Origin of the sequence: Streptosporangium sp. DT93 (assembly GCF_049844535.1) — a bacterium.
Lineage (GTDB): Bacteria > Actinomycetota > Actinomycetes > Streptosporangiales > Streptosporangiaceae > Streptosporangium.
Genome location: NZ_JBNCLF010000022.1, coordinates 106,214 through 126,996, shown reverse-complemented (window position 1 = coordinate 126,996; position 20,783 = coordinate 106,214). Strand labels below are relative to the sequence as shown.

Below are 20,783 nucleotides of genomic sequence, written 5' to 3'. Positions count from 1 at the left end.
CTACCGTCGTCAACAGGCCGCACTCACCGCTGCAGAAACCAAGTAGCCGAGTCTCCACGAAACCCGGCGCGGTTCAACTTCCCGCTGGCGCAACGTCAAGGATGCCGGGTCGTACTGCGGCCGCGCTGTGGCCGCCGACCCGGCTTCGGGCGGGAAGCCGGTGAGTACTTCGACGATATGGTGTTCCCACCAGCGAGCCTGCTCGACCACGGCCGCAGGCAGGCCCTCCAGCAGGCCTTGTGGCGGTAGCGGTGCCCTGGTCTGGGAGACGACGGCGAAGCCGGGGACGCGAAACAGTTCAGCCCAGGTGTAGGTGACTTCGCCTCCCACCACGTCGGTCAGCTGAACGTGGTGCTCGAACACGCCCGTGACGGTGCAGGTTCGATCTGCCAGACGTACCTCATCACCTATCCCAAGCCGCACGGGCCGGGAGACACTCATGGGGTGTCCGTGCGGGTGTGAACCAGGGAGTGGCCGCTCAGCGGGGCCGAGACGAGATCAGTGGTGAGTGCTCCGGTCCATATCAGGTGGAAGAGTGCTGGAAGCACGGCGATGTGCTCGCCGACGGCATCGACTCCGTGCAGCAGGGGTGTGGGCGTTGCGAAGGCCTTCAGCAGGCGCGGGCGGTGACCTTCGTTGTCGTATCGAGGGTGGCGATAGCCTGCGATCCATCGCATGTTCGCCGCCAGCACCGGGTCAAGGACGCCGACCTGCCGATAGATCCATCCCACCGATGCGCACGCCGCGACGATCACCGCGTTGGTCTGCGTGTCCTGAGGAGCGGTGAGATCATCGGGGCACAGGTCGATCACCACGCCTGTACCGTCGCGCAGCCTGGCGAAGAAGTCCGGGGTGTGCCGGCGCACGTCACCGTTGGCTGACCAAAGGAGCCAGAAGGGGTGGCAGGAAAATCCGGTGACGGTGGGAGAGAAGTCGAGCATCATCAGCTGATCGCGCTTCAGCCAGGATTCGAACGCGACATGTTCGCCGGTGGTGGCAGACCACCACATCCCTGGGAAGTTCGACTGGCCTGGCCTGGAGGGGAGCGTCCGCACCGGTGGCGAGTTTTCGAATCTCGCGCTCCAGCTGCGCATCAGTGGCTCTTGGTGTTCGACCAGGCCACGTTTCCCGGCTCGCAGGTAGAGCAGGTCGACCTCGGTGGCCAGGGAGGATGTGGTGACGCGAGATGGTGTGCTGTGCTGGAGCGGGTTCACGCTGATCTCCTGGCCGATGAGTGGGCCGAATGGCTGGAAGGGTTTTCGAGTGTTGCCCTCCGGCGGGACGCGCTCTGTGAGGGATAGGGGCGCCTACGGTTTTCGGGTGAAGGTCCGTACCAGATGACCTCATTCGGTTACCGGTGATCGTGAGTATTCGCGTCGATCGAGAAATCGGTGTTCTCCCTGAGGCTCCCACGACCGTGGTTGATGTTCACGAATCCATCTCCACAGATGTCTGTCCAAGTTAGGTGGCCCGCTCATTAGATCGTTAAGCTGAATACGCTGAAAGAACTTTTCTTGCTCGACGTAGGTTCCGTGGACTGCGAAATGTCGCCAGTAAGGCGATATGAGCACGCCGGTGAGCGTGACGGCCTCTGGGTACATGGCGGCACTGCTGTAACTACGGGAAAGGCGCTCCACTTTTTCGCGTTCGAAGAAGTGGAGCATTCGATTCGATCTTTTCGTGAGGGACGGGAGGTGGCTGGAGGAGTCGACGATGTTGTGTGCGTGCCCGTAGTGGTAATTGACCTCACGATGCCCGTACCGCCTGATCAGCTTGTTGTGGCGCCGCTGAGCTTGAAGTATTTCCGGCAGGTCGCTCACACGAAGCTGGTCATCGGCGGTGACCGTACCCTGGCCGATCCATATGCCGTGCCGGAGGCAGACGTTTTGATCCGGCCTTCTCCAAATGGGGACATGGCCGGAGATGTTTTTAGCGTTCGTGCATAGTCGGCATGCCGGATGGATGTGGTTGGGGCGACCGGCGATGGTCCTGCCTTTAAACTGTGACGCACTGTGTATCGGAAGCTGATGCCTGATTTCCGGTAACGCATATGCCAGATGAGTGATGTGTATTCCGGTGGCACCCGTCAGCAAGTCAAGGCGAATGGCCTTTCCTGACGCCTGTAACGGATTACGTTGTGAAGGCGCTAGGGTTCTGACCAAATCCCGGTGATTGAGATGGTTTGCAGAAGCGAGACGGCCGGTGAAGGAGTCGACCGTCTCGTCCGTGACCGGGGGTAGCGGACGCGGCAACATTTGCACGGGCGGCAGAACTGATTTCACCTGCGTGATTGTTTTCATCGCTACAGGATTGTGTGCCGAATAATTGCTTCGGCAGAATATTCCTGTTTCATGTCGTGTGCGTAGTGCTGAGGGTGAGCGCATGCTGCCGTAGCCATCGGTACTCCTCGCGGGCCGTGCGATTGATCAACGCTCATTCGCACCATGTGCGACGGCTCGGTAACTTTCGGTGTTCGCCAGCCACACGTCACCATGGGCGAATATGCACCTTTTAAGCACATTTTGTCAACAAAGTCGTAATCGTAGGTTTTTGGGGGAATCTCTACGATCTTCGTGTGACGGCTGGCACGCTCGGTGATCGTGAGCTGGGTGATGGCTCGGATGTTCCTGCCGTCTTCCCTGCGAGGGCACTCTTGAGCACGCCCTGCATGAAGCAAGATCGCCTCTATCGGCCAAGCGTCCATCGTGCAGATGCCACATCTGGCCTGGAAGCTGTCCTCGACATCTGGACAGCCGACGGCAGTAGCGACTCGTCAACACCATGATCGGTGATCACGTGCTTCACCTGATGGTGCCGGCGATGGCACCAGAAGGCCGAAAGCCGCAAGTCACAACAACAGCTTGAGATCACGTTCATCGGGAAAACACTCGACGAACTGCCCCGCGAAGACGTCCTCCATGAGGGACGGGTTGCCCTCCAGCGCCTCTTCGCCGCGCCAAGCGAGCTACGGATGAGGCTTTGTCCCCGCTGCATCTGCGGGTCCTGTACCTGGTGTGCCAAGGCAAGGCCCGCTTCGGCGAGCTGGTCCGGGCGGCGCCGGGCCTTTCTGGCCGGGTGCTGACCGAACAGTTGCGCGAACTCGCCGACCAAGCGCTGTTGCGGCGCATCGTCGAGGACGGGCCGCCCACCCGGATCACCTATTGCCCAACCGGGCGGGGGCCGTCCTGCGCACCACGTTGATCACATCGATGCCTGGGCGGCCGCCCACCACCTTGTCCACGCCTCCTGAGGCGACCTCTCCCGTCGATCTTGGCGCGACCCCCGCGGCGCGCCTCTATACGGCGACGCGGGCCAACTCCAAGACCTCTGCGGGAGAGATCTCGCGATCCCACGGGGTGGCCACCTCGGTCAGGAAGCGCACCGCCCCCATCAGCGCGTACGGAGCCTCGGGGCGCCCCGCCGCGTGCAGGACCCGCCAGGGCGAGCGCACCGTTGTCCCGATCGTCAGCTCCGGTTCGGAACACGAGCCGGTGTCGGTGCTCTGGGTTTGGGTCAAAATGCCCACGTGCTGCCAGAACGCCAGCAGATCGGCCATGGTCTCCACCTCCGGGTGGCCGCAGGCCTGAACCAGTGCGGAGAACCCGCTGTCCCAGCGGGCCCAGCTGCGCTCATCGCCGATCATCTGCAGCCGCAACGTGTGAATGCCGGGGTATTCATCCAGCTCGGGCATCTCACCGGCAGCCGGTAGGCAGTCCAGGGGCGGCTGGATACCATCCCAAACGCACGAGGTCAGCCACTGCTCGCCGTCGTCCCAGCGTCCAGGGGTCTGGGCCGCGGCGTGTGCGGCGATCTCCTGCGCCGAGGCGCGCGGAGCGTCAAGGAAGACCCGGATGATCTCACTGGCGCGGGGGCAGATCGTCAGCCAGCCGCTCTCATACACCCCGATGACCGCGTGCGGCGTATCCGCCGGCCGCGGGAGGTCGGGGTGGGTGAGAGTGATCTGGTGCGGCCGCGAGGGCAAGGTGGGAAGTTCCACCCGGTGGGGACGGCGGCCGTAGCGGTCGATCCAGTCGTGGGCCAAGGCCACCCGCTGGCACTCGATGGCGTCTTCTTCGGCTTGGCGGACCTTGTCGCGGGCGACGCGCAACTGCTCGCGCCGCTGCTGTTCGGCGGTGGTCAGGTGCACGTGGCAGTGTTCGGCGCCGATGCCGGTGAAGATGCGCTTGGCGCAGCGCTCCCCTTTGACGTTGGTGCCGGTGCACTGGGTGTGGGGGAAGAGGTCGGGGCGGGAGGCCTCGCTCAGCGCCTGTAGATGCTCGGCGGGGATGTCGGGTTTGGCGGGGGCGTACATCTCCGGGATGACCGTCTGCGGGTCGCTGCCGGCCTCGCGGGCTTGGGCGAACACCGAGCGCGGTCGCGGTACCCCGCTGCTCCAGGAGGGGGCCAGGGGCAGGCGGGATTCGACGATGACGCCGGCGTGCGCGGCGTTGATCAGGGCTTGGGTCGCCTCGTGCTGGATGGACAGTTCCTCGGTGAGGTTGAGGCGTGCGCCGTGGATGAGGGAGAGGATGGAGTTGATCTCCCACGACAGTTGAGCGGCTTGGACCAGCAGCCAGGCGGGGGAGTGGCCGCCGTGGTGGTTACGACGCGGCAGGGCGATCGTGCGGGCGGGACGACGCGACTCCGTGGTGATCATCGTTGCCTCTTCAGGGTGTGCCGGGGCGAGCAAAGTAATCGCCGTCAGCTTTTCGCCACAGGAAGGCGGACGCTGATCACCCTCCGCTATATGTACCAAACTTGGTACAGACCTTTGAGGATCATGCACGCCACCGTGGGTGAGTGCCCGCCCCGACCACGCCACGCCTCGCTGAGCTGCGCAGACAGTTCGGCCTGCGACTGCGTGATGTACGGGAAGGCCAAGGACTCAGCCAGGAGCAACTCGGAGAACTTGCCGAGGTCGACCGCAAGACCATCAACCGCATCGAGAACGGCATGTACAGCCCTCGGCTGGACAATGTCTTCCAGATCGCCGACGCCCTGGAGATTTCTGTCAGAGAGTTGTTCGGCAGCTGCGAAGCCCTGCGCAAGGAGTAAGACTGAAGGCGAAGGATCCAGGCCACTGATGGATGCGCCAAGCGCTGCCGGGGGCCGACGAACATCGGAACGAAAAGTCGCGCCAAGCGGGCCGGCTCCGGCTCGTTAGCTTGATTGCTCGTTCCGATGCGTTTCGGCTGCGAGCCCCGTAGGTCAAAGAAGTACTGGTCCATGTGCACCTACAGCCGAACTCTGCGCAACGCGGATATTGCAGGGCGAGAAGTAGCAAACCGCCTCTCCCCGCCGATCGGCCCGCAGTGCCCGGCGGGCCATGTTCAGTTCGGCGAGCCGGTCGTCGGCCTGCCGAAACTGGCCTTGCCGAAGCCGTACTTGCGCGCGGCTCGTTGCGCCCGCACGCGCTGGCCTTTCATCTGCATCTGCGCGAACTGCGTGCTGACCCCGTAGGCGGTGGCAACACGCTCGTTGTCCCAGCCATCGAAGGCCATGCGTTCGGCCGCGGCGAGCGGGATCAGCAGTTCACCCGCCATGAAGGTGGCCTCCTTCTCCTGCTTGGCATCGAACTGCCGCTTGTGGTCCTCGCCCAGGATCACGTTGTCAAAAGGGTGCTCCAGCAGGAAATGGCCGAGCTCGTGCGCGATGTTCGACCGGCGCCGGACATGGGCGTGGGACTCGTTCTCCACGATGACGCGCGCCGCACCCAGCGGAAGCAGGGCCGCCGACCATGCAGCCGACTCACCCAGGGTGAAGTGGCCGAAGGCCTCCAGGCTCACACCATGGTCGAGGAGATCCCCGAGTCCGTAGACCTCGATCCCGTGAGCGGCGGCCAGCGCGTACGGATCGAGGGGATCATCCGGGCTTAGCCCGAGCTCTTCTCGCTCCTCGATCACAACCTCACGCATCCGCGGTTGCGTCCACCCACCACGGACCATTCAGCTCTCCTGGCCTTCCCGCTCGGCCCGGAACCGCCGGGCTGCGGCGGCAATGACCTCTTCGAGGTAGGCCACATCGTTCTCCGTGAGATCACGACGCGCCCGCAGCAACGGGACGAGAGAAGCCACGAGCTCCGGCTCTTCCTCGTCCGGCCGCATCGGGTCCACGTAGAAGGACTCGGCCGGCATCCGCAACCAGGTCGTCATCGCTGCGAATGCCGTGACGTCCGGTTTCAACCCGTTGGCCATGCGAGAGATCGTCGACGCCGACACCCCGACCTCCTTGGCCAACTGCCGCCATGACAGGCATTCCTTCACGCGCGCGGCGTCCAAGGCCGCGTGCAGCGCCTTGACGTCCACCCCAGGGCTCTCACTCATCCCTGATGCCCCTGATTTCTTCCAGTGCTCCACATATCGCTCACTCCTGCTACAGTACCACTGCTCGAAAGTTCGAGCAGTAGTTCACATTCGGCGCAGATGTGGCCTGCCTCGCTATGCGCCCCAGGAGATACCCATGTCTCAAGACGACCACGGCCACCCGCCCGTCACCACCATCATCGTCAACGCCCGTCCGCACCCCTGGAGGGCACGAAGCATCACCTTCGAGCAGGTCGTCGAGCTCGCCTACCCGGGCCAGCCGCCGACCGACCAGGACACCTTCACCGTCCGCTACAGCCGCGGTCACGACGGGCACGGGGCAGGCAGCCTGACCGCCGGCCGCAGCGTGAACGTCAAGAACGGAATGGTCTTCGATGTCGTCCGCACCTCTCGTTCGTGATCCGGACCTGTCCCGCCTGCTCGACGACGGCTACGACGTCGTGGTGCAGGCGGGGCACCTGATCATCCGGCACATCCCCTTCGTCACCCAGGCCCGGATCGTGCAGTACGGATTCCTGGCCTACCCGGTCACCTTCAGCGGCGACCGGGTCGTCAGCGACACCGACCACCGCATCTGGTTCGGAGGATCGGCGCCGTGCGACGAGCACGGCCGCCGGTTGCCGATGCTCACCCCCGAGGTCCGGACGATCGCCGACGGCATCCAGGCGGACTTCATGCTGTCCTCCAAGCCGGAACCGTCCGGCTACCCCGACCAGTACACGAAGGTCACCGCCTACACCCGGATGATCACCGACCAGGCGCAGGCACTCGACCGAACGGTCACGGCCACGCCGGGTGCGGCCTGGCAGGAAGTCGAGGACGACTCGCCGTTCGTCTACCGCGACACCGCCACCTCGCGGGCCGGGCTCGCGGCGGTCAACCGCCGCTTTCGCGGCCACCACATCGCGATCATCGGGCTCGGCGGCACCGGCGGCTACATCGTGGACCAGGTCGCCAAAACCGAGGTCGAGTCGATCCTGCTCATCGACGGAGACCACTTCGACAACCACAACGCCTTCCGGGCGCCAGGTGCGGCGTCACTGAAGAAGCTGCGCGAACGCCCGAATAAGGCCGCCTACTTCGCGTCGGTCTACTCCCGGATGCACCGCAGCGTCACCGCCTACGAGCACTACCTCGACGGGGACAATCTCGAGGTCCTGTCCGGGTCGACCTTCGTGTTCCTGGCCTCCGACGACGCGCTGAGCAAACCGCCGATCATGGACTGGCTGGAAGCCCACGACGTGCCGTTCATCGACGTCGGCATGGGCGTGGAGGAGATCGACGGCAAGCTCACGGGCCTGCTGCGGGTCTCCACCAGCCTGCCGGGACGTCGCGCCCATGCCCGCCGCAGGATCCCGGCTCCGGCTCCCGAACGCGACGATTACGGTCGCAACATCCAGACCGCCGACCTGAACGCGCTCAACGCGCTTCTCGCGGTCGGCCGCTGGAAACGTCACCTGGGCGTCTACGCCGATGTGACCGACGAGGCCTTCACGACCTACTCGCTGATCACCAACGAGATCGCCAACGAGGACCTCCCGTGAGCGCGGTCGCGTTCCTACGCCCAGAGTTCGTCGAGAGTTTCCCGCCGGTGATGGAGCGCGGAGTGCTCTACATCTCGATCCTCTACGCCACCTGCGGACACCTGTGCGCCTGTGGTTGCGGGCAGGAGGTCATCACTCCGTTGTCCCCACCGCAGTGGGCGCTCACCTACGACGGCCAGAACGTCTCTTTGTCCCCCTCGATCGGCAACTGGGGGCTGCCCTGCCGCTCCCACTACTGGATCAGGGAAGGTGCGGTGCGGTGGAGCCGCCGCTACACCGCCCGTGAGATCGCCGACAACCGGGTGCGCGACCACAAAGCCCTGCAAGAGCACATCAGCGAACACGCCCGCGGCCCGATCGCCAGGCTATATCGCCGTCTTAGACCATGATTCGCGCAAGAGGCATCAGGCGGGGCAGCCGCCGGGCCGGGTCGCGCTCGTGCAGCCAGTTCTGCAACACGGTGCGCAGGACCGGGTGAAGGCCGGTGGGTAGATCTTGCCGCCGTCGTGGCCCTCGCCGAGCACCCGCATTGGCCCTGGCATGCCGAGGCGCACATCGGCCACCGTCAGGGTGACGGCTTCAGGGCGACGGCCTCGCCGATCGCGGGCTCGCCCGAGGGGGCGACAAGGCGACGGTCCCGTCCCGGGCAGGAGGTTCTTTTCCACCTGCCGTAGGTAGCAGCGCATCCGGCGCTCGTGCAGCGCCTTGGGTCCGATAACCGATGGTCGGCTGTGCTGCGTGGCAGGACGGGCCCGGGGTGATGGCAGTGCCTATGGGTGTGCGCAGGAGATGGTCATGGCGTTTCTTGCGTGGTACGGGCGGCGGATGACGGGTGCGAAGCGGCACTGGTGAAACCGTCGCGGGCGCGTTCGAGGGTGTCGGAGATGGCGCGCAGGGCTTCGATGATCGCGTCGAACTGGATCTCATGTACAACGGTGCGGCCGGTCTTGGTCGCCTTCAGCACGCCGGCGGTGCGCAGGAGCGCCAGGTGCCGGGAGGCCACCGACAGGTCGATCTCCAGGCATTGGGCACAGATCAACGACGAGGGACGGATCACACTGGAGAGCACAGGCGACATCTACAGCAAGATCGACGAGGTCGGAGCGTTCGTGCGCGAGACACGCACCTGTGACGGCATGGGAATGTGGTGCGTCACACGCAAGGACGGCGAAGTGATCTCGCTCAGAGCTCTGCGTGATCAGGCCGTCGTACGTAAAGATCATCGCCTCGTCGCTCCGCACGCCTGGCCCGGACCCACGCGATGCCCTCATCCGGAACCCACCTTGTGCGCGCGGCGCGAGTCCGGCGGTGTTCTCGGGGGAGGCTGCCGGACTTTGGATCATCCAGGTTTCAGCGATCTCGGTGGAGGCGATCAGCGCCGCGAGCAGCGTGGGGCGATGCCACGGTGGCGAGCGGCAAAGAGGTAAGCGATCTTCGGCGCAGGGTGGGCACCGGTGCCGCCGGATGCGAGACTTCGCCATATGACGGAAAAGGAGCCGCGTTCCCTGATCCCGAACATGCGGCTGGACGAGTTGCTGGCCGAGCTGCAGGGACGCCTGGAGGCGGTGCTGGCCACCCGGGACCGGGTGCACGCGCTCCTGGAGGCCGTGGTCGCGGTGGGCAGCGATCTGGACCTGGAGACCGTGCTGCGCCGGATCGTGGAGACCGCCACCAGGTTGGTCGACGCCACCTACGGAGCCTTGGGCGTGGCCGGTGAGCAGAGCACGCTGCTGCAGTTCGTCCCGGTGGGGCTGAGCGAGGAGGAGATCGCCAAGATCGAGCATTGGCCCCACGGGCTGGGCCTGCTGGGGCTGCTGATCAAGGAGCCGCAGACCCTGCGGCTGGCGCACATCACCGACCACCCGGCCTCCTACGGGTTCCCGCCCGGCCACCCGCCCATGGGCTCCTTCCTCGGGGTACCGGTCCGGGTACGCGAGGAGGTGTTCGGCAACCTCTACCTCACCGAGAAGCGCGGTGGAGGCGAGTTCGACGCCGAGGACGAGGCGATCGTGAGCGCGCTGGCCAGCGCGGCGGGCGTGGCCATCGAGAACGCCCGCCTGTACGAGGAGACCCGGCGCAGGGAGATGTGGTTGCAGGCCTCGGCCGAGGTCACCACGGCCCTGCTGTCGGGGGCCGAACCGGATGCGGTGCTGACCTTGATGGCACATCTGGCCCGAGGCCTGGCCTCCGCCGACATCACGATGATCATGCTTCCCGACGCCGCCCGTGAGGTCCTGCAGGTGACGATCGCCGACGGTCCGGGAGCCGACGGGCTCGACCAGGCCCGGGTGGACGTCGCGGGCTCGCTCCCGGGCAGGGCTCTGCTGGGCGGTGAGCCGGTCACGGTCACCGATCTCGGCGAGGCCGACCTGCCCGCCGCCGTCGTCCGGGATCTGGTGGTGGGGCCCGCCGCCGCGGTGCCGCTGGGCGTGGCGGGGAAAGTACGAGGGGTGCTGGTACTGGGCAAACGGCCGGGTCGTATCCCGTTCAGCGGCGGCGAGCTGCGGGTGCTGCACTCCTTCGCCGGACAGGCCGCGGTCGCCCTGGAGCTGGCCGAGGCCCGCCAGGACGCCGAGAGGCTGGGCCTGCTGGAGGACCGCGACCGGATCGCCAAGGACCTGCACGACGTGGTCATCCAGCGCCTGTTCGCCGTCGCCATGACGCTGATGAGCATCGTGCGCTTCGTCGAGCACCCCGAGGCGTCCGACCGTCTGCAGCACGGGATCAACGAGCTGGACGAGACGATCCGGCAGATCCGCTCGACCATCTTCGCCCTGCAGACCCCCCGCCAGGCCGCCGACCCGAGCCTGCGCGCGCGCATCGTGGAGCTGGTGGAAGGCGCGCGCGGGCACCTGGGCTTCATGCCGGGCCTGCGGATGGAGGGCCAGCTCGACAACAAGGTCCCCGAACCGGTCGCCGGGCACCTGCTGGCCGTGCTGCGCGAGGCGCTGTCCAACATCGTGCGCCACGCCAAGGCGAGCCGGGCCGACGTCTTCACCGAGGCCACCGCCGACCGGCTCACCCTCACCGTCACCGACGACGGGGTCGGCCTGCCCGACGAGGGCAAGCGCAGCGGCCTGCGCAACATGGAAGAGCGCGCCGCGGCTCTCGGCGGTTCCTTCGAGGCCGATTCCTCGCAGGGTGGGACCCGCCTGACCTGGCGAGTACCCCTCATCTGACACGTGACGCGGCATCGCTAGGACCCCACGACCCCCACCCTGTACAGCTCACCGCTCCACGGCCCGGGCCGATGACCGGCCCGCAGCCGAAGCGGCGGCCACCGGGGCCGAAAGTCCCTCGCCTCGGTGGCTTTCGCCCCGGGATCCGGGCGCGACCGTGATGGTCTGCTGGATGCATGAGTATCAAGGCGGACACCTCGGCGGGGCTCGGTGAGGCGGAGGCCGCCCGCCTGCTGGGCGAGTACGGTCCCAACGAGCTTCCGCGTTCCCGGCCGCCCACCCTGGTGGCCCGTGTGGCGCGGCAGCTCGCCGACCCGCTGTCGATCCTGCTGCTGATCGCCGGGCTGGTGACGCTGCTTGTCCTGGCCGAGATTCCCGAGGGAATCGCAATCTTGACCATCCTGGTGGTGAACGTGGTCATCGGCGCCGGGCAGGAGGCCAAGGCCGACCAGGCCGTGCGTGCGCTGGGTACCCTCAGCGCGCCCATGGCCAAGGTCAGGCGGGACGGCGTCACCCGGCGTGTTCCGGCGGTCGAGGTCGTGCCCGGCGACGTGATCGAGGTCGCGGCCGGTGACCGGGTTCCCGCCGATGCGCGGGTGCTGGAGGCCGGCGCCGTGGGCGTGGACGAGGCCATGCTGACGGGGGAGTCACGGTCGGCGGGCAAACGGGTCGGCGGCGTCGGCGGGGTGGAGGTTGCGCTGGGTGATCGCGACGGGGAACTGTTCTCCGGCACCCTCGTCGTCCGGGGGACGGCGACGGCCCTGGTGGAGCGGACCGGCGCGGCGACCGAGATGGGACGCATCGCCGGTGCCCTCGAAGGGCGGCAGCACAAGGGGCCCCTGGAGGCGGATCTGGCGCAGGCGTCGCGGCGGATCGGCCTGCTCGCGCTGATAGCGGGAGTGATCATGGTCTTGCTGGGCCTGACGCGCGTGAGCCGCGGGGAGGCCGCGCTGCTCGACATCGTGCTGGCCGGGGTCGCACTCGCCATCGCCGCCGTTCCCGAGAGCCTCGCCACCGCCGTCACCACCGCGCTGGCCCTGGGGTCCCAGCGGATGGCCAGGCTGGGAGTGATCGTTCGCCGGCTCTCGGCGATCGAGGCGCTCGGCGCGACGACCGTCATCGCCTCCGACAAGACCGGGACGCTGACCACCGGGCGGCTGGCGGTCGTCGATCAGGTGACGATCGCCGGTGCGGACGTGTGGCGGGCTGCGTTGCGCTGCAACGACGCCCGCGACGGGCTCGGAGACGCCGTCGACGTGGCGCTGCGCGCGGCCGCCGAGCGCAATGGGGCCCGGCTGTCACACGGCGAGAGGCGCCTGAAGAGCCGGCCCTTCGACGCCGAGACCCGCTCCATGGCCGTGGTAACCGAAGGGCCGCTGCCGACCGAGGGGCCCCTGCTGACCGTCAAGGGCGCGCCCGAGGCGGTGCTGGTCCGCTGCGTGCCCGGTGAACAGACCGACCGCCTGATGAACGCCGTGACCGAACTGGCCTGTCAGGGCCTTCGGGTGCTGGCGCTGGCCGAGGGGGACAGCGACGACCTGGACGCCGGGGGCCTGCGCCCGCTCGGCCTGCTCGGGCTGCGCGACGAGATCAGGCCCTCGGCCCTGCGGGCGGTCGGCGACTGCCGGGCGGCCGGCATCCGGGTCATGATGGTCACCGGCGACCATGGTGACACCGCCCGGGCCGTGGCCGAGGAGGTCGGCATCGACTCCGCTGCCGTGGTCACCGGCGCCTCCCTGGAGGGGCGGGGTGCCGAGGACAGGGCCGCGCGATTGCGCGGGGCGAGCGTGCTGGCCCGGGTGGATCCGGCGACCAAGCTCGACCTGGTACGCGCCCTTCAAGAAGGCGGAGAGGTCGTCACCATGACCGGTGACGGTGTCAACGACGCGCCCGCGCTGCGGCACGCGGACGTGGGCGTGGCGATGGCGGGCGAGGAGGGAACCGACGTGGCGCGGGAGGCGGCCGCCGTCGTCGTCACCAACGGTGAGCTCGGCACCATCGTCACCGGGGTGCGCGAGGGACGGCGCCTGCACCACAACGTCACCTCGATGATCGGCTACCTGCTCACCGGCAACCTGGCGGAGATCCTCCTGGTGCTCGTCGGCCTCCTCCTGTGGCCTGACCTGATCATCCCGCTGCTTCCGGTGCACCTGCTCTGGATCAACCTGGTGCTGGACGGGATCCCGGCCATCGCCCTGGGCGTCGACCGGCCCGCGGGAGACCCCCTGGCACTACGGCCACGACGGGACGGCCTGCTGTCGGGCGCCGTGCTCAGACGGGTCGCGCTGCGCTCCCTCGTCGTCGGCCTGCTGGTGATCGCTGCGGTCGAGGCGGCCCGGCGGATGGGCTGGAGCGACGAGCAGGTACGCACCCAGGCGGTCCTCACGCTGGTCCTGGCCCGCCTCACCCTCGCCTACGTCGTGCGGGCCCGCCAGTGGACCTTCGAACGGGGATGGTGGCACGGCCGTACGATCACGATCGCGGTCGCCGCCACCGCGCTGCTCCAGGTGCTCGTCACCCTTGTCCCGTTCCTCGGCGCCCCGCTGGCCTTGGTGCCGCTGCCCGCGACCGGGTGGGCGCTGGCCCTGGGCACGGCCGTGCTCACTCCCCTGCTCTGCGATCTTGCCCGGTGGCCGGCCGTGAACGGAGCGGACGCCCGTCCCGGCGACGAGTACGGGAGGCCGAGAACCGGGACAGGGTGACGGAGGTCCTCGGGTAAAAGGACCTTTACCGCTGTCGCCCGCCGGTCGCCCGCCGGTGTGATGGTGTCATGGATGACACGAGGAGGTTGTCATGATCGTAGTGGGAGTGGACGGTTCGCAGGCGGCGCTCGCGGCTGCGGGCTGGGCGGCGCGTGAGGCCGCGCTTCGCGGCGACGAGCTGAGCCTGGTGCACGCCATGCCCGCCTGGCCTTTGGAGATCTCCGAGCGGGACCGCTACGCCGAGGTGGGCCGCTGGATGCGCGAGGGGGCCACCTCCACGCTGGAGGCGGCACTGGAACGCGTCCACCAGGAGGATCCCCGGGTCACGGCACGGACGCAGCTGCTGGGCGGTGACCCGCGCACCGTCCTGATCGAGGCCGCCGCCGGCGCCGGGCTCCTGGCGGTCGGCAATCACGGGCTGGGGGGTTTCGCGGGGATGCTGCTCGGTTCGGTGGCGCTGGGGGTCGCCGGGCGGGCCGCGTGCCCGGTGGCCGTCGTCCGCGATCCGCTCACCCCGCCGGGCGGGGAGGTGGTCGTCGGCCTGGACGGTTCGGCCGCGGGGGCGGACGCCTTGGGGTTCGCCTTCGCCGAGGCGTCCCTGCGCGGTGTCGGCCTGCGGGCGGTGCACGCCTGGAGCACTCCGGTCGTCGGTGGAGGCCCCTCCGCCCTGCAGATCGCGGAGGAGGCCGCCGAGGCAGAACGGCGCCTGCTGGCCGAGGCCCTGGCCGGCTGGAGCGAACGCCACCCCGACGTCACGATCACCCAGCGGCTCGAACACGGCCACCCGGCGCACGTCCTGGCCGAGGCCTCGGCCCACGCCGGTCTGCTGGTCGTCGGCTCACGCGGCCGCGGGGAGGTGACCGGGCTGCTGCTGGGATCGGTCAGCCACTCGCTGCTGCACCACGCCACCTGCCCGCTGGTCGTGATCCCGGCCCCGCCGTCCTCCTGACCGGTTCACCCGCGGCCTCCTCGATGCCCAGGGGCCGGTCGGCATGCGGGTCCTCGGCCCGTCGGCCGTGGACGTCCGAGCTCCACAGGCGCGGTGTCGGCTCGATCCTGGTCCGGTACGGACCGGGAATTCTCACCGGGCGGGCCGTTTTCCTCGTCGCCCCTCGTCTTCTTGGGGAAGCCCCGGGCTGTCCTCGCGTTTCTGCTTCGTCGCCGGTGGCGGCCTGGCGCAACGAGTACGTGCCCGCGCGATCGTGGACGGGGTGAACGTCGCCCGACGTGGCACCGGCCGGCGAGCGGCACGGATTCAGGCCGGCGGACCGGACGGGGAGCCTCGTCGGTCAGATGCTGGTGACGCCGTGCGCCCGGAACTGGGCGTGGACCCGTTCCAGCAGTTCCGGGCCGGGCGGCAGGACGCCGGGCAGGGGGAAGGGCAGGCCGAGGCGCCGGTACTTCTCGGCGGCCATGCGGTGGTAGGGCAGCACGTCGACGTGTTCGACGTTGCCCAGGCCGGCGACGAAGCGGGCGATGCCCTCGACGTTGCCGGGGTCGTCGGTGATGCCGGGGACCAGGACGAAGCGGACCCAGACCGGGCGGCCGAGTGCGGCCAGGCGGCGGGCGAAGCGCAAGGTGGGCTCCAGCGGGGCGCCGGTCAGGCCGTGGTAGGTGGCCGGGTCGGAGGACTTGATGTCGAGCAGGACCAGGTCGGTGTCGGCGAGCAGCGCGTCGCCGGCGCGTTCGCCCAGGAAACCGGAGGTGTCCAGGGCGGTGTGCAGGCCGATCTCGCGGCAGCGGCGCAGCACCTCGGCGGTGAAGCCGGGTTGCAGCAGCGGCTCACCGCCGCTGATCGTCACCCCGCCGTGGGCTACGGTGAGGAACCGGCGGTACTTGCCGACCTCGTCCATGACCTCGTCGACGGTGACGCGGCGGCCGTCGCGCATCCGCCAGGTCTCGGGGTTCTGGCAGTACAGGCAGCGCAGCGGGCAGCCGGCGGTGAAGAGGGTGAACCTGGTGCCGGGGCCGTCGACGCCGATGGACAGGTCCCAGGAGCTGATGACGCCGGTGCCAGGTGGCGCGGGTGGCGGGCGAAGCTCGGCCTCGCCCTGCCGTAGCGCGGTCTCGTGATCGCCGGTCATCTGCTCGCACCGCGCCGCCGGGTTCATCGCGCCCTCCCTCACAGCGATCCGTGGAAGGTGCGGTCCACCACGTCCTGCTGCTGCTCGCGGGTGAGGCGGACGAAGTTCACCGCGTACCCCGAGACCCGGATCGTGAGCTGCGGGTACCTGTCGGGGTGCTCCATCGCGTCCAGCAGCACGGCCCGGTTCAGCACGTTGACGTTCATGTGGAAGCCGCCCGCGTCGGTGTAGCCGTCCAGCACGCCGACCAGGTTGCCCACCCGCTCCTGCTCGGTGCGTCCGAGTCCCTCGGGGGTGACGGTGTTGGTCAGCGAGATGCCGTCGCCCGCCTGGTCATAGGGCAGCTTGGCGACCGACAGGGCGGAGGCGACCAGGCCGTGCCGGTCGCGGCCGTTCATCGGGTTGGCACCCGGCGCGAACGGCTCGCCCGCGCGACGCCCGTCGGGGGTGTTGCCGGTGTGCCTGCCGTAGACGACGTTGGAGGTGATGGTCAGCACCGACTGGGTGTGCTCGGCGCCGCGGTAGGCGGGGTGGCGGCGGATCTCGGTCATGAACGAGCGCACCAGGCCCACGGCGATGTCGTCGGCGCGGTCGTCGTTGTTGCCGTAGGCGGGGAAGTCGCCCTCGATGTCGTAGTCGACGGCCAGGCCGCTGTCGTCGCGGATCACCCGCACCCGGGCGTGCTTGACGGCCGACAGGCTGTCGGCCGCGACCGACAGTCCGGCGATGCCGCAGGCCAGGGTGCGCTTGACCGGGTGGTCGTGCAGGGCCATCTCGATGCGCTCGTAGGCGTAGCGGTCGTGCATGTAGTGGATGATGTTCAGCGCCTCGACGTAGGTCTGCGCGAGCCAGGCGATCATCGTCTCGAACGCCGCCATGACCCGGTCGTGGTCGAGGTACTCGCCGCGCAAAGGCTCCGTCACGGGGCCGATCTGCTCGCCGGTCATCTCGTCGCGGCCGCCGTTGATCGCGTACAGCAGGGTCTTGGCCAGGTTGACCCGGGCGCCGAAGAACTGCATCTGCCTGCCCACCGGGGCCGCGGACACGCAGCAGGCGATGGCGGTGTCGTCGCCGTGCACGGGCCGCATCAGGTCGTCGGACTCGTACTGGACGGCGCTGGTCTCGATCGACAGGCGGGCGCAGAACCGCTTGAACGGCTCGGGCAGCCGTGCCGACCAGAAGACGGTCAGGTTCGGCTCGGGGGCCGGGCCGAGGTTGCGCAATGTCTGCAGGTAGCGGTAGCTGGTACGGGTGACCAGGGTGCGGCCGTCGGCGCCCATGCCGCCGATCGACTCGGTCACCCAGGTCGGGTCGCCGGAGAAGAGCTGGTCGTACTCGGGGGTGCGCAGGAACCGCACGATCCGCAGTTTGATCACGAAGTCGTCGACGAGTTCCTGGGCCTGCTGCTCGGTGATTCGTCCCTCCTCCAGGTCACGCTGGAGGTAGACGTCGACGAAGGTGGAGGTGCGGCCCAGCGACATGGCCGCGCCGTTCTGCTCCTTGACCGCGGCCAGGTAGGCGAAGTACAGCCACTGGATCGCCTCGCGCGCAGTGGCGGCGGGGCGGGAGACGTCGTGGCCGTAGGAGGCCGCCATCCGGCGCAGCTCCTCCAGCGCGCGTACCTGCTCCGACAGCTCCTCGCGGTCGCGGATCACCGCGTCGCTCGCGAAGACGCCCTCCAGCGCGCGCAGCTCGGCCTTCTTGGCAGTGACCAGGTGCGCCACCCCGTACAGCGCGACCCGCCGGTAGTCGCCGATGATCCGGCCGCGCCCGTAGGCGTCGGGCAGGCCGGTGACGATCCCGGCACGGCGGGCCGCGCGGATCTCGGGGGTGTAGGCGTCGAAGACGCCGTCGTTGTGGGTCTTGCGATACAGGGTGAAGATCTCCTTCACCTTCGGGTCGAGCGTGTAGCCGTAGGCGGCCAGCCCGTTCTCCACCATCCGCAGCCCGCCCGCGGGCATGATGGCCCGCTTCAGCGGCGCGTCGGTCTGCAGCCCCACGATCAGCTCGCGGTCACGGTCGATGTAGCCCGGCGCGTGCGCCGTGATCGACGACGGGGTCGAGGCGTCCACGTCGTAGATCCCGCGCCGCCGCTCCTCGGGAAGCAGATCGGTGATCTTCCTCCAGACGGCCAGGGTACGGTCCGTCGGCCCGGCCAGGAATGATTCGTCGCCCACGTAGGGGAGGTAATTGTCCTGGATGAAGGCGCGCACGTCCACACCCGTGCGCCACCCCTCGCCGCGGAACCCCCGCCACGGCGCCGGGGCCACCCCCCGCCGCTCGGCCGGCGTGTTCCGCACGGCCACCGTGCTCGTCGCGTTCGTCGTGCTCGTCATCGGGAGAACCCCCTCGTCGCTCGTCTACATCTCCACTGTCGTCGTCGGCGAGGCCCGTTTCATCGGCCGGAGGTCACCGGGGGAGGGGACCAACGTCCTTGATCGGCGGTGCCGTACGGTGCCGTACGGTGCCGGACACGCCGGCCCGGTCACGGAAGGTGCCTCACCCGGGTGACGCCGGGGACGGTCCTGGTCAGCAGGTCGGCGATCCGGTCGTGCCGGTCGTCGGCGTGCCCGCTCAGCGTGGCCACCCCGTCCTCGACGGTGACGTCCCAGCTCGGCCCGAGGGGATACTGCTCAGTCAGGGCGGCGATCACGTCCGCGCGCAGTTCCTCGTCCGAGCGGGCCAGCATGCGTATCAGGTCACGCCGGCTGACCATGCCGACCACCCGCTCGCCCTCCAGGACCGGGAGGCTCTTGACGCGCTCGGCGATGAGGAGCTCGACCAGCCGGGCGACGTCGGTCGTGGGGGTGACGGTCACCACCTGGCGGGTCATCACCTCCTCCACCCGCAGCGGCGGGGGAGCGGCGTGACCCAGGATGGGGCGCATCGCGGTACGCGGGTCGGGCTGGAACTCCCCTCGCAGCAGGTCCATCTCGCTGACGATCCCCACGAGCGTCCCGTCGTCGTCCAGGACGGGAGCGGCGGTGACGGCGTTGGCCAGCAGCACCCGGACGGCCCAGCGCACCGTATGGGCGGGCCGGAGCGTGATGACCGGGCCGGTCATGACATCGCGAGCCAGCATTCTCATCGATCCTTCCGGAGGGGGATGCCATCGCGGTCCCGCCACGGCGCGCGGATCGCGCCGACGCTCACGCGCGTGTCTTCCTCTTCCTGGCGGTATGGACTCTTTCCGCCATTCCACTCGTCTCATACGTGGTGCGGCAGGGCCGAAGGTCCCGCGGGGGAGGGACGTTCGAGACCGCGGCGGGGTCCTTACGGCTCTGTGGTGGGGGGTGGGGAGGCGGTGTGATGGGAGTGTCGCAAGGACAGCCGAACATCACGGATCGACAGGGAAAGGGGAGCCGTCATGGCCACCACTCACGGATACGACGTTCACACCGGGCCGGCCACGGGCGCCGCTCCCGCGCAGCCCGTTGCCGCACGAATCGTTCCCGCGCAGATCGTCCCCGTTCAGGCCGGTCCCGCTGTTCCCACACAGCCCGCCGAGCAGCGGGCGGTCAATCGTCCGGCCGAGCGTGCCTGGGCGATCACCCGGATCGGTCTGGGGTTCATCTTCTTGTGGGCGTTCGTGGACAAGACCTTCGGCCTGGGCTTCGCCACCCTCACCGAGCGGGCCTGGCTCACCGGAGCCAGCCCCACCACCGGCTTCCTCAAGGGCACCGGCGAGAACGCGCTGGGCGGGGTGTTCGGCGCGCTGGCCGGACAGGGGTGGGTGGACTGGCTGTTCATGCTCGGCCTGCTGGGCGTGGGCACCGCCCTCCTCTTGGGCATCGGCCTGCGCATCGCCGCCGTCGCCGGAGGACTGATGATGATCCTGATGTGGGCCGCAGAGCTGCCCCTGCAGAACAACCCCGTCCTGGACGACCACCTCATCTACACCGCCGTCCTGGCCGGCCTGGCCCTGGCCGGCGCCGGCACCACCTGGGGCATCGGCACCTGGTGGGCCACCACCCCCCTGGTGCGCCGCTACCCCATCCTGCGCTGAGCACCCGGCGCTCACCCCGCCCGCAGACCGAAGACCCGCTCCCACCGCACAGGGAGCGGGTCTTTCCACGTCTCGAACACGAAATCTCCCGATGTCGCACCCGGCATCTCACCACCTCGCGGTCACCCACACGGAGGACACTGCCCGGCCAGAGGGGAGGGCCAGAGCACATCAAGCCGCGCCTGCTGGGGCACTGGGGGACCACGCCGGGGTTGAACTTCTGTTTCGCGCACCTGAACCGGATCATCGCCGAACGCGACCAGGACATGATCTACATCGCCGGCCCCGGGCACGGTGGCCCGGCGGCGGTGGCGCACGCCTGGCTGGAGGCTCCTACACCGAGCGGTATCCGTCGACGACACGCTTGCCCGGGCGGCCGGCGGACGGGTCAGGCGTGCCCGGCCGTGTGCGGTGAGGTGATCCGGAAGACGGGGTGTGCTTCGGCGATCGCCGCGAAGGCCTCCGGCGGGGAGTCCCTGGTGACCGGCAGGTGCGGGCGGGCGCCGGGCGCCAGTGCCAGGTAGCGGCGCAGGATCGGGGCACGCGCGCCGGGGTCGACCTCCTGGAGCACGATCGGCCTGCGCCGGCCTCGGTGCAGGACCGCCCGGCCGTCGGCGGCGCGGACGTTGCGGACCCAGTTGGCGTTGTTGCCGAGCATGGACACGAGGTATTCCCGGCCTTCGTGGTCGGCGACCACTACCGGGACGGTGATCGTCCGGCCGCTGGAGCGCCCGCGTACCTCGAGCGTGGCCGCCCGGCGGGATGCGAGCACCCCGGTCGAGTACTGCAGTGCGGCCACGTGGTTCAGCGCCCGTGCCAGGAGGCCGGGGCGGTCGCCGCGGTACATCCACCGTTTGAGCGCGTACAGTCGGCCGAGGATGCCTGATTCCGGGTGGCCCGGCGTGGTCGCCATCGTCTGTTCTCCTGTCATCGGGTGTGTCCTCG

General features: G+C 68.7%; 20 protein-coding genes and 1 pseudogene. 10 read left to right on the top strand and 11 right to left on the bottom strand.

From position 1 onward, the window contains the following. Window positions 1-9: 9 nt before the first annotated feature. The 3 genes from ACLQ2R_RS33835 to ACLQ2R_RS33825 form a co-directional block, all read right to left on the bottom strand. Window positions 10-363 (bottom strand): hypothetical protein, encoded by a 354-nt coding sequence (locus ACLQ2R_RS33835; protein WP_425965480.1) that lies wholly within the window; start codon window positions 361-363, stop codon window positions 10-12. Window positions 364-437: 74 nt separating this feature from the next. Continuing rightward, the gene (locus tag ACLQ2R_RS33830) at window positions 438-1,214 is read right to left on the bottom strand and encodes a TnsA-like heteromeric transposase endonuclease subunit (RefSeq protein WP_425965479.1); all 777 of its coding nucleotides are present in this window, start codon (window positions 1,212-1,214) and stop codon (window positions 438-440) included. Between the two features lie 129 nt (window positions 1,215-1,343). After that, the gene (locus ACLQ2R_RS33825) at window positions 1,344-2,300 is read right to left on the bottom strand and encodes a TniQ family protein (RefSeq protein ID WP_425965478.1); all 957 of its coding nucleotides are present in this window, start codon (window positions 2,298-2,300) and stop codon (window positions 1,344-1,346) included. 679 nt (window positions 2,301-2,979) lie between these two features. Between ACLQ2R_RS33825 and ACLQ2R_RS33820 the strand changes: the two genes are divergently transcribed. After that, window positions 2,980-3,201 carry a winged helix-turn-helix transcriptional regulator gene (locus ACLQ2R_RS33820; protein WP_425965477.1) on the top strand — a complete coding sequence of 74 codons (222 nt, stop codon included), beginning with the start codon at window positions 2,980-2,982 and terminating at the stop codon, window positions 3,199-3,201. 94 nt (window positions 3,202-3,295) lie between these two features. Here ACLQ2R_RS33820 and ACLQ2R_RS33815 read toward each other — a convergent pair whose 3' ends face one another. Next, the gene (locus tag ACLQ2R_RS33815; protein ID WP_425965476.1) at window positions 3,296-4,657 is read right to left on the bottom strand and encodes a hypothetical protein; all 1,362 of its coding nucleotides are present in this window, start codon (window positions 4,655-4,657) and stop codon (window positions 3,296-3,298) included. Window positions 4,658-4,800: 143 nt separating this feature from the next. Here ACLQ2R_RS33815 and ACLQ2R_RS33810 point away from each other — a divergent pair, with 143 nt between their 5' ends. Beyond that, a complete protein-coding gene (locus ACLQ2R_RS33810; RefSeq protein ID WP_425965475.1) occupies window positions 4,801-5,055 on the top strand; it encodes a helix-turn-helix transcriptional regulator in 255 nt (84 codons plus the stop codon). Between the two features lie 275 nt (window positions 5,056-5,330). On the opposite strand, the gene ACLQ2R_RS33805 is transcribed toward ACLQ2R_RS33810, so the two are convergent. Continuing rightward, complete coding sequence (locus ACLQ2R_RS33805; RefSeq protein WP_425965474.1) at window positions 5,331-5,915, bottom strand: ImmA/IrrE family metallo-endopeptidase; 585 nt, start codon at window positions 5,913-5,915, stop codon at window positions 5,331-5,333. Window positions 5,916-5,945: 30 nt separating this feature from the next. Beyond that, window positions 5,946-6,305, bottom strand: a complete 360-nt coding sequence (locus tag ACLQ2R_RS33800; RefSeq protein WP_425965473.1) for a helix-turn-helix domain-containing protein — start codon at window positions 6,303-6,305, stop codon at window positions 5,946-5,948. Between the two features lie 154 nt (window positions 6,306-6,459). On the opposite strand from ACLQ2R_RS33800, the gene ACLQ2R_RS33795 reads away from it, so the two are divergent. From ACLQ2R_RS33795 to ACLQ2R_RS33785, 3 genes are read left to right on the top strand one after another with little or no spacing between them, the layout of a single operon-like run. After that, window positions 6,460-6,723 carry a multiubiquitin domain-containing protein gene (locus ACLQ2R_RS33795; protein ID WP_425965472.1) on the top strand — a complete coding sequence of 88 codons (264 nt, stop codon included), beginning with the start codon at window positions 6,460-6,462 and terminating at the stop codon, window positions 6,721-6,723. After that, complete coding sequence (locus tag ACLQ2R_RS33790; protein WP_425965471.1) at window positions 6,698-7,867, top strand: ThiF family adenylyltransferase; 1,170 nt, start codon at window positions 6,698-6,700, stop codon at window positions 7,865-7,867. The genes ACLQ2R_RS33795 and ACLQ2R_RS33790 overlap by 26 nt, the downstream gene beginning before the upstream one ends. Next, window positions 7,864-8,256, top strand: a complete 393-nt coding sequence (locus tag ACLQ2R_RS33785; protein WP_425965470.1) for a DUF6527 family protein — start codon at window positions 7,864-7,866, stop codon at window positions 8,254-8,256. Before ACLQ2R_RS33790 ends, ACLQ2R_RS33785 begins: the two co-directional genes overlap by 4 nt. A 404-nt stretch (window positions 8,257-8,660) precedes the next feature. On the opposite strand, the gene ACLQ2R_RS33780 is transcribed toward ACLQ2R_RS33785, so the two are convergent. After that, complete coding sequence (locus ACLQ2R_RS33780; RefSeq protein WP_425965469.1) at window positions 8,661-8,945, bottom strand: ArsR/SmtB family transcription factor; 285 nt, start codon at window positions 8,943-8,945, stop codon at window positions 8,661-8,663. Between the two features lie 403 nt (window positions 8,946-9,348). On the opposite strand from ACLQ2R_RS33780, the gene ACLQ2R_RS33775 reads away from it, so the two are divergent. The 3 genes from ACLQ2R_RS33775 (at window position 9,349) to ACLQ2R_RS33765 (ending at window position 14,697) form a co-directional block, all read left to right on the top strand. Continuing rightward, complete coding sequence (locus ACLQ2R_RS33775) at window positions 9,349-11,046, top strand: GAF domain-containing protein (protein WP_425965468.1); 1,698 nt, start codon at window positions 9,349-9,351, stop codon at window positions 11,044-11,046. Between the two features lie 176 nt (window positions 11,047-11,222). Then, window positions 11,223-13,748, top strand: coding sequence for a cation-translocating P-type ATPase (locus tag ACLQ2R_RS33770; protein WP_425965467.1), 2,526 nt, complete (start codon window positions 11,223-11,225; stop codon window positions 13,746-13,748). Window positions 13,749-13,839: 91 nt separating this feature from the next. Then, window positions 13,840-14,697 (top strand): universal stress protein, encoded by an 858-nt coding sequence (locus tag ACLQ2R_RS33765; protein WP_425965466.1) that lies wholly within the window; start codon window positions 13,840-13,842, stop codon window positions 14,695-14,697. Between the two features lie 340 nt (window positions 14,698-15,037). Here the strand turns inward: ACLQ2R_RS33765 and pflA are convergent, their stop codons facing one another. From pflA to ACLQ2R_RS33750, 3 genes are all read right to left on the bottom strand, one after another. Beyond that, a complete protein-coding gene (pflA, locus tag ACLQ2R_RS33760) occupies window positions 15,038-15,859 on the bottom strand; it encodes a pyruvate formate-lyase-activating protein (protein WP_425965465.1) in 822 nt (273 codons plus the stop codon). An 11-nt stretch (window positions 15,860-15,870) separates the two neighbouring features. Continuing rightward, window positions 15,871-18,168: a formate C-acetyltransferase gene (gene pflB / locus ACLQ2R_RS33755; protein WP_425965464.1), complete on the bottom strand. Its 2,298-nt coding sequence runs from the start codon at window positions 18,166-18,168 to the stop codon at window positions 15,871-15,873. 149 nt (window positions 18,169-18,317) lie between these two features. Continuing rightward, window positions 18,318-18,914: a CBS domain-containing protein gene (locus ACLQ2R_RS33750; protein ID WP_344887349.1), complete on the bottom strand. Its 597-nt coding sequence runs from the start codon at window positions 18,912-18,914 to the stop codon at window positions 18,318-18,320. A gap of 285 nt (window positions 18,915-19,199) precedes the next feature. Between ACLQ2R_RS33750 and ACLQ2R_RS33745 the strand changes: the two genes are divergently transcribed. Together ACLQ2R_RS33745 and ACLQ2R_RS33740 are read left to right on the top strand one after the other, a co-directional pair. Next, window positions 19,200-19,838, top strand: a complete 639-nt coding sequence (locus ACLQ2R_RS33745; protein ID WP_425965463.1) for a hypothetical protein — start codon at window positions 19,200-19,202, stop codon at window positions 19,836-19,838. Between the two features lie 161 nt (window positions 19,839-19,999). Further along, window positions 20,000-20,202, top strand: a pseudogene (locus ACLQ2R_RS33740) (hypothetical protein); the annotation flags it as partial. A 24-nt stretch (window positions 20,203-20,226) separates the two neighbouring features. Here the strand turns inward: ACLQ2R_RS33740 and ACLQ2R_RS33735 are convergent. Continuing rightward, a complete protein-coding gene (locus ACLQ2R_RS33735) occupies window positions 20,227-20,769 on the bottom strand; it encodes a nitroreductase/quinone reductase family protein (RefSeq protein ID WP_344887345.1) in 543 nt (180 codons plus the stop codon). Window positions 20,770-20,783: the final 14 nt, after the last annotated feature.

Coding starts and splice junctions, on each gene's coding strand:
- ACLQ2R_RS33745 (WP_425965463.1), top strand. CDS start 19,200: ATGGCCACCACTCACGGATACGACGTTCACACCGGGCCGGCCACGGGC.
- ACLQ2R_RS33780 (WP_425965469.1), bottom strand. CDS start 8,945: ATGTCGCCTGTGCTCTCCAGTGTGATCCGTCCCTCGTCGTTGATCTGT.
- ACLQ2R_RS33770 (WP_425965467.1), top strand. CDS start 11,223: ATGAGTATCAAGGCGGACACCTCGGCGGGGCTCGGTGAGGCGGAGGCC.
- ACLQ2R_RS33790 (WP_425965471.1), top strand. CDS start 6,698: ATGTCGTCCGCACCTCTCGTTCGTGATCCGGACCTGTCCCGCCTGCTC.
- pflB (WP_425965464.1), bottom strand. CDS start 18,168: ATGACGAGCACGACGAACGCGACGAGCACGGTGGCCGTGCGGAACACG.
- ACLQ2R_RS33735 (WP_344887345.1), bottom strand. CDS start 20,769: ATGACAGGAGAACAGACGATGGCGACCACGCCGGGCCACCCGGAATCA.
- pflA (WP_425965465.1), bottom strand. CDS start 15,859: ATGAACCCGGCGGCGCGGTGCGAGCAGATGACCGGCGATCACGAGACC.
- ACLQ2R_RS33805 (WP_425965474.1), bottom strand. CDS start 5,915: ATGCGTGAGGTTGTGATCGAGGAGCGAGAAGAGCTCGGGCTAAGCCCG.
- ACLQ2R_RS33795 (WP_425965472.1), top strand. CDS start 6,460: ATGTCTCAAGACGACCACGGCCACCCGCCCGTCACCACCATCATCGTC.
- ACLQ2R_RS33765 (WP_425965466.1), top strand. CDS start 13,840: ATGATCGTAGTGGGAGTGGACGGTTCGCAGGCGGCGCTCGCGGCTGCG.
- ACLQ2R_RS33815 (WP_425965476.1), bottom strand. CDS start 4,657: ATGATCACCACGGAGTCGCGTCGTCCCGCCCGCACGATCGCCCTGCCG.
- ACLQ2R_RS33750 (WP_344887349.1), bottom strand. CDS start 18,914: ATGCTGGCTCGCGATGTCATGACCGGCCCGGTCATCACGCTCCGGCCC.
- ACLQ2R_RS33825 (WP_425965478.1), bottom strand. CDS start 2,300: ATGAAAACAATCACGCAGGTGAAATCAGTTCTGCCGCCCGTGCAAATG.
- ACLQ2R_RS33775 (WP_425965468.1), top strand. CDS start 9,349: ATGACGGAAAAGGAGCCGCGTTCCCTGATCCCGAACATGCGGCTGGAC.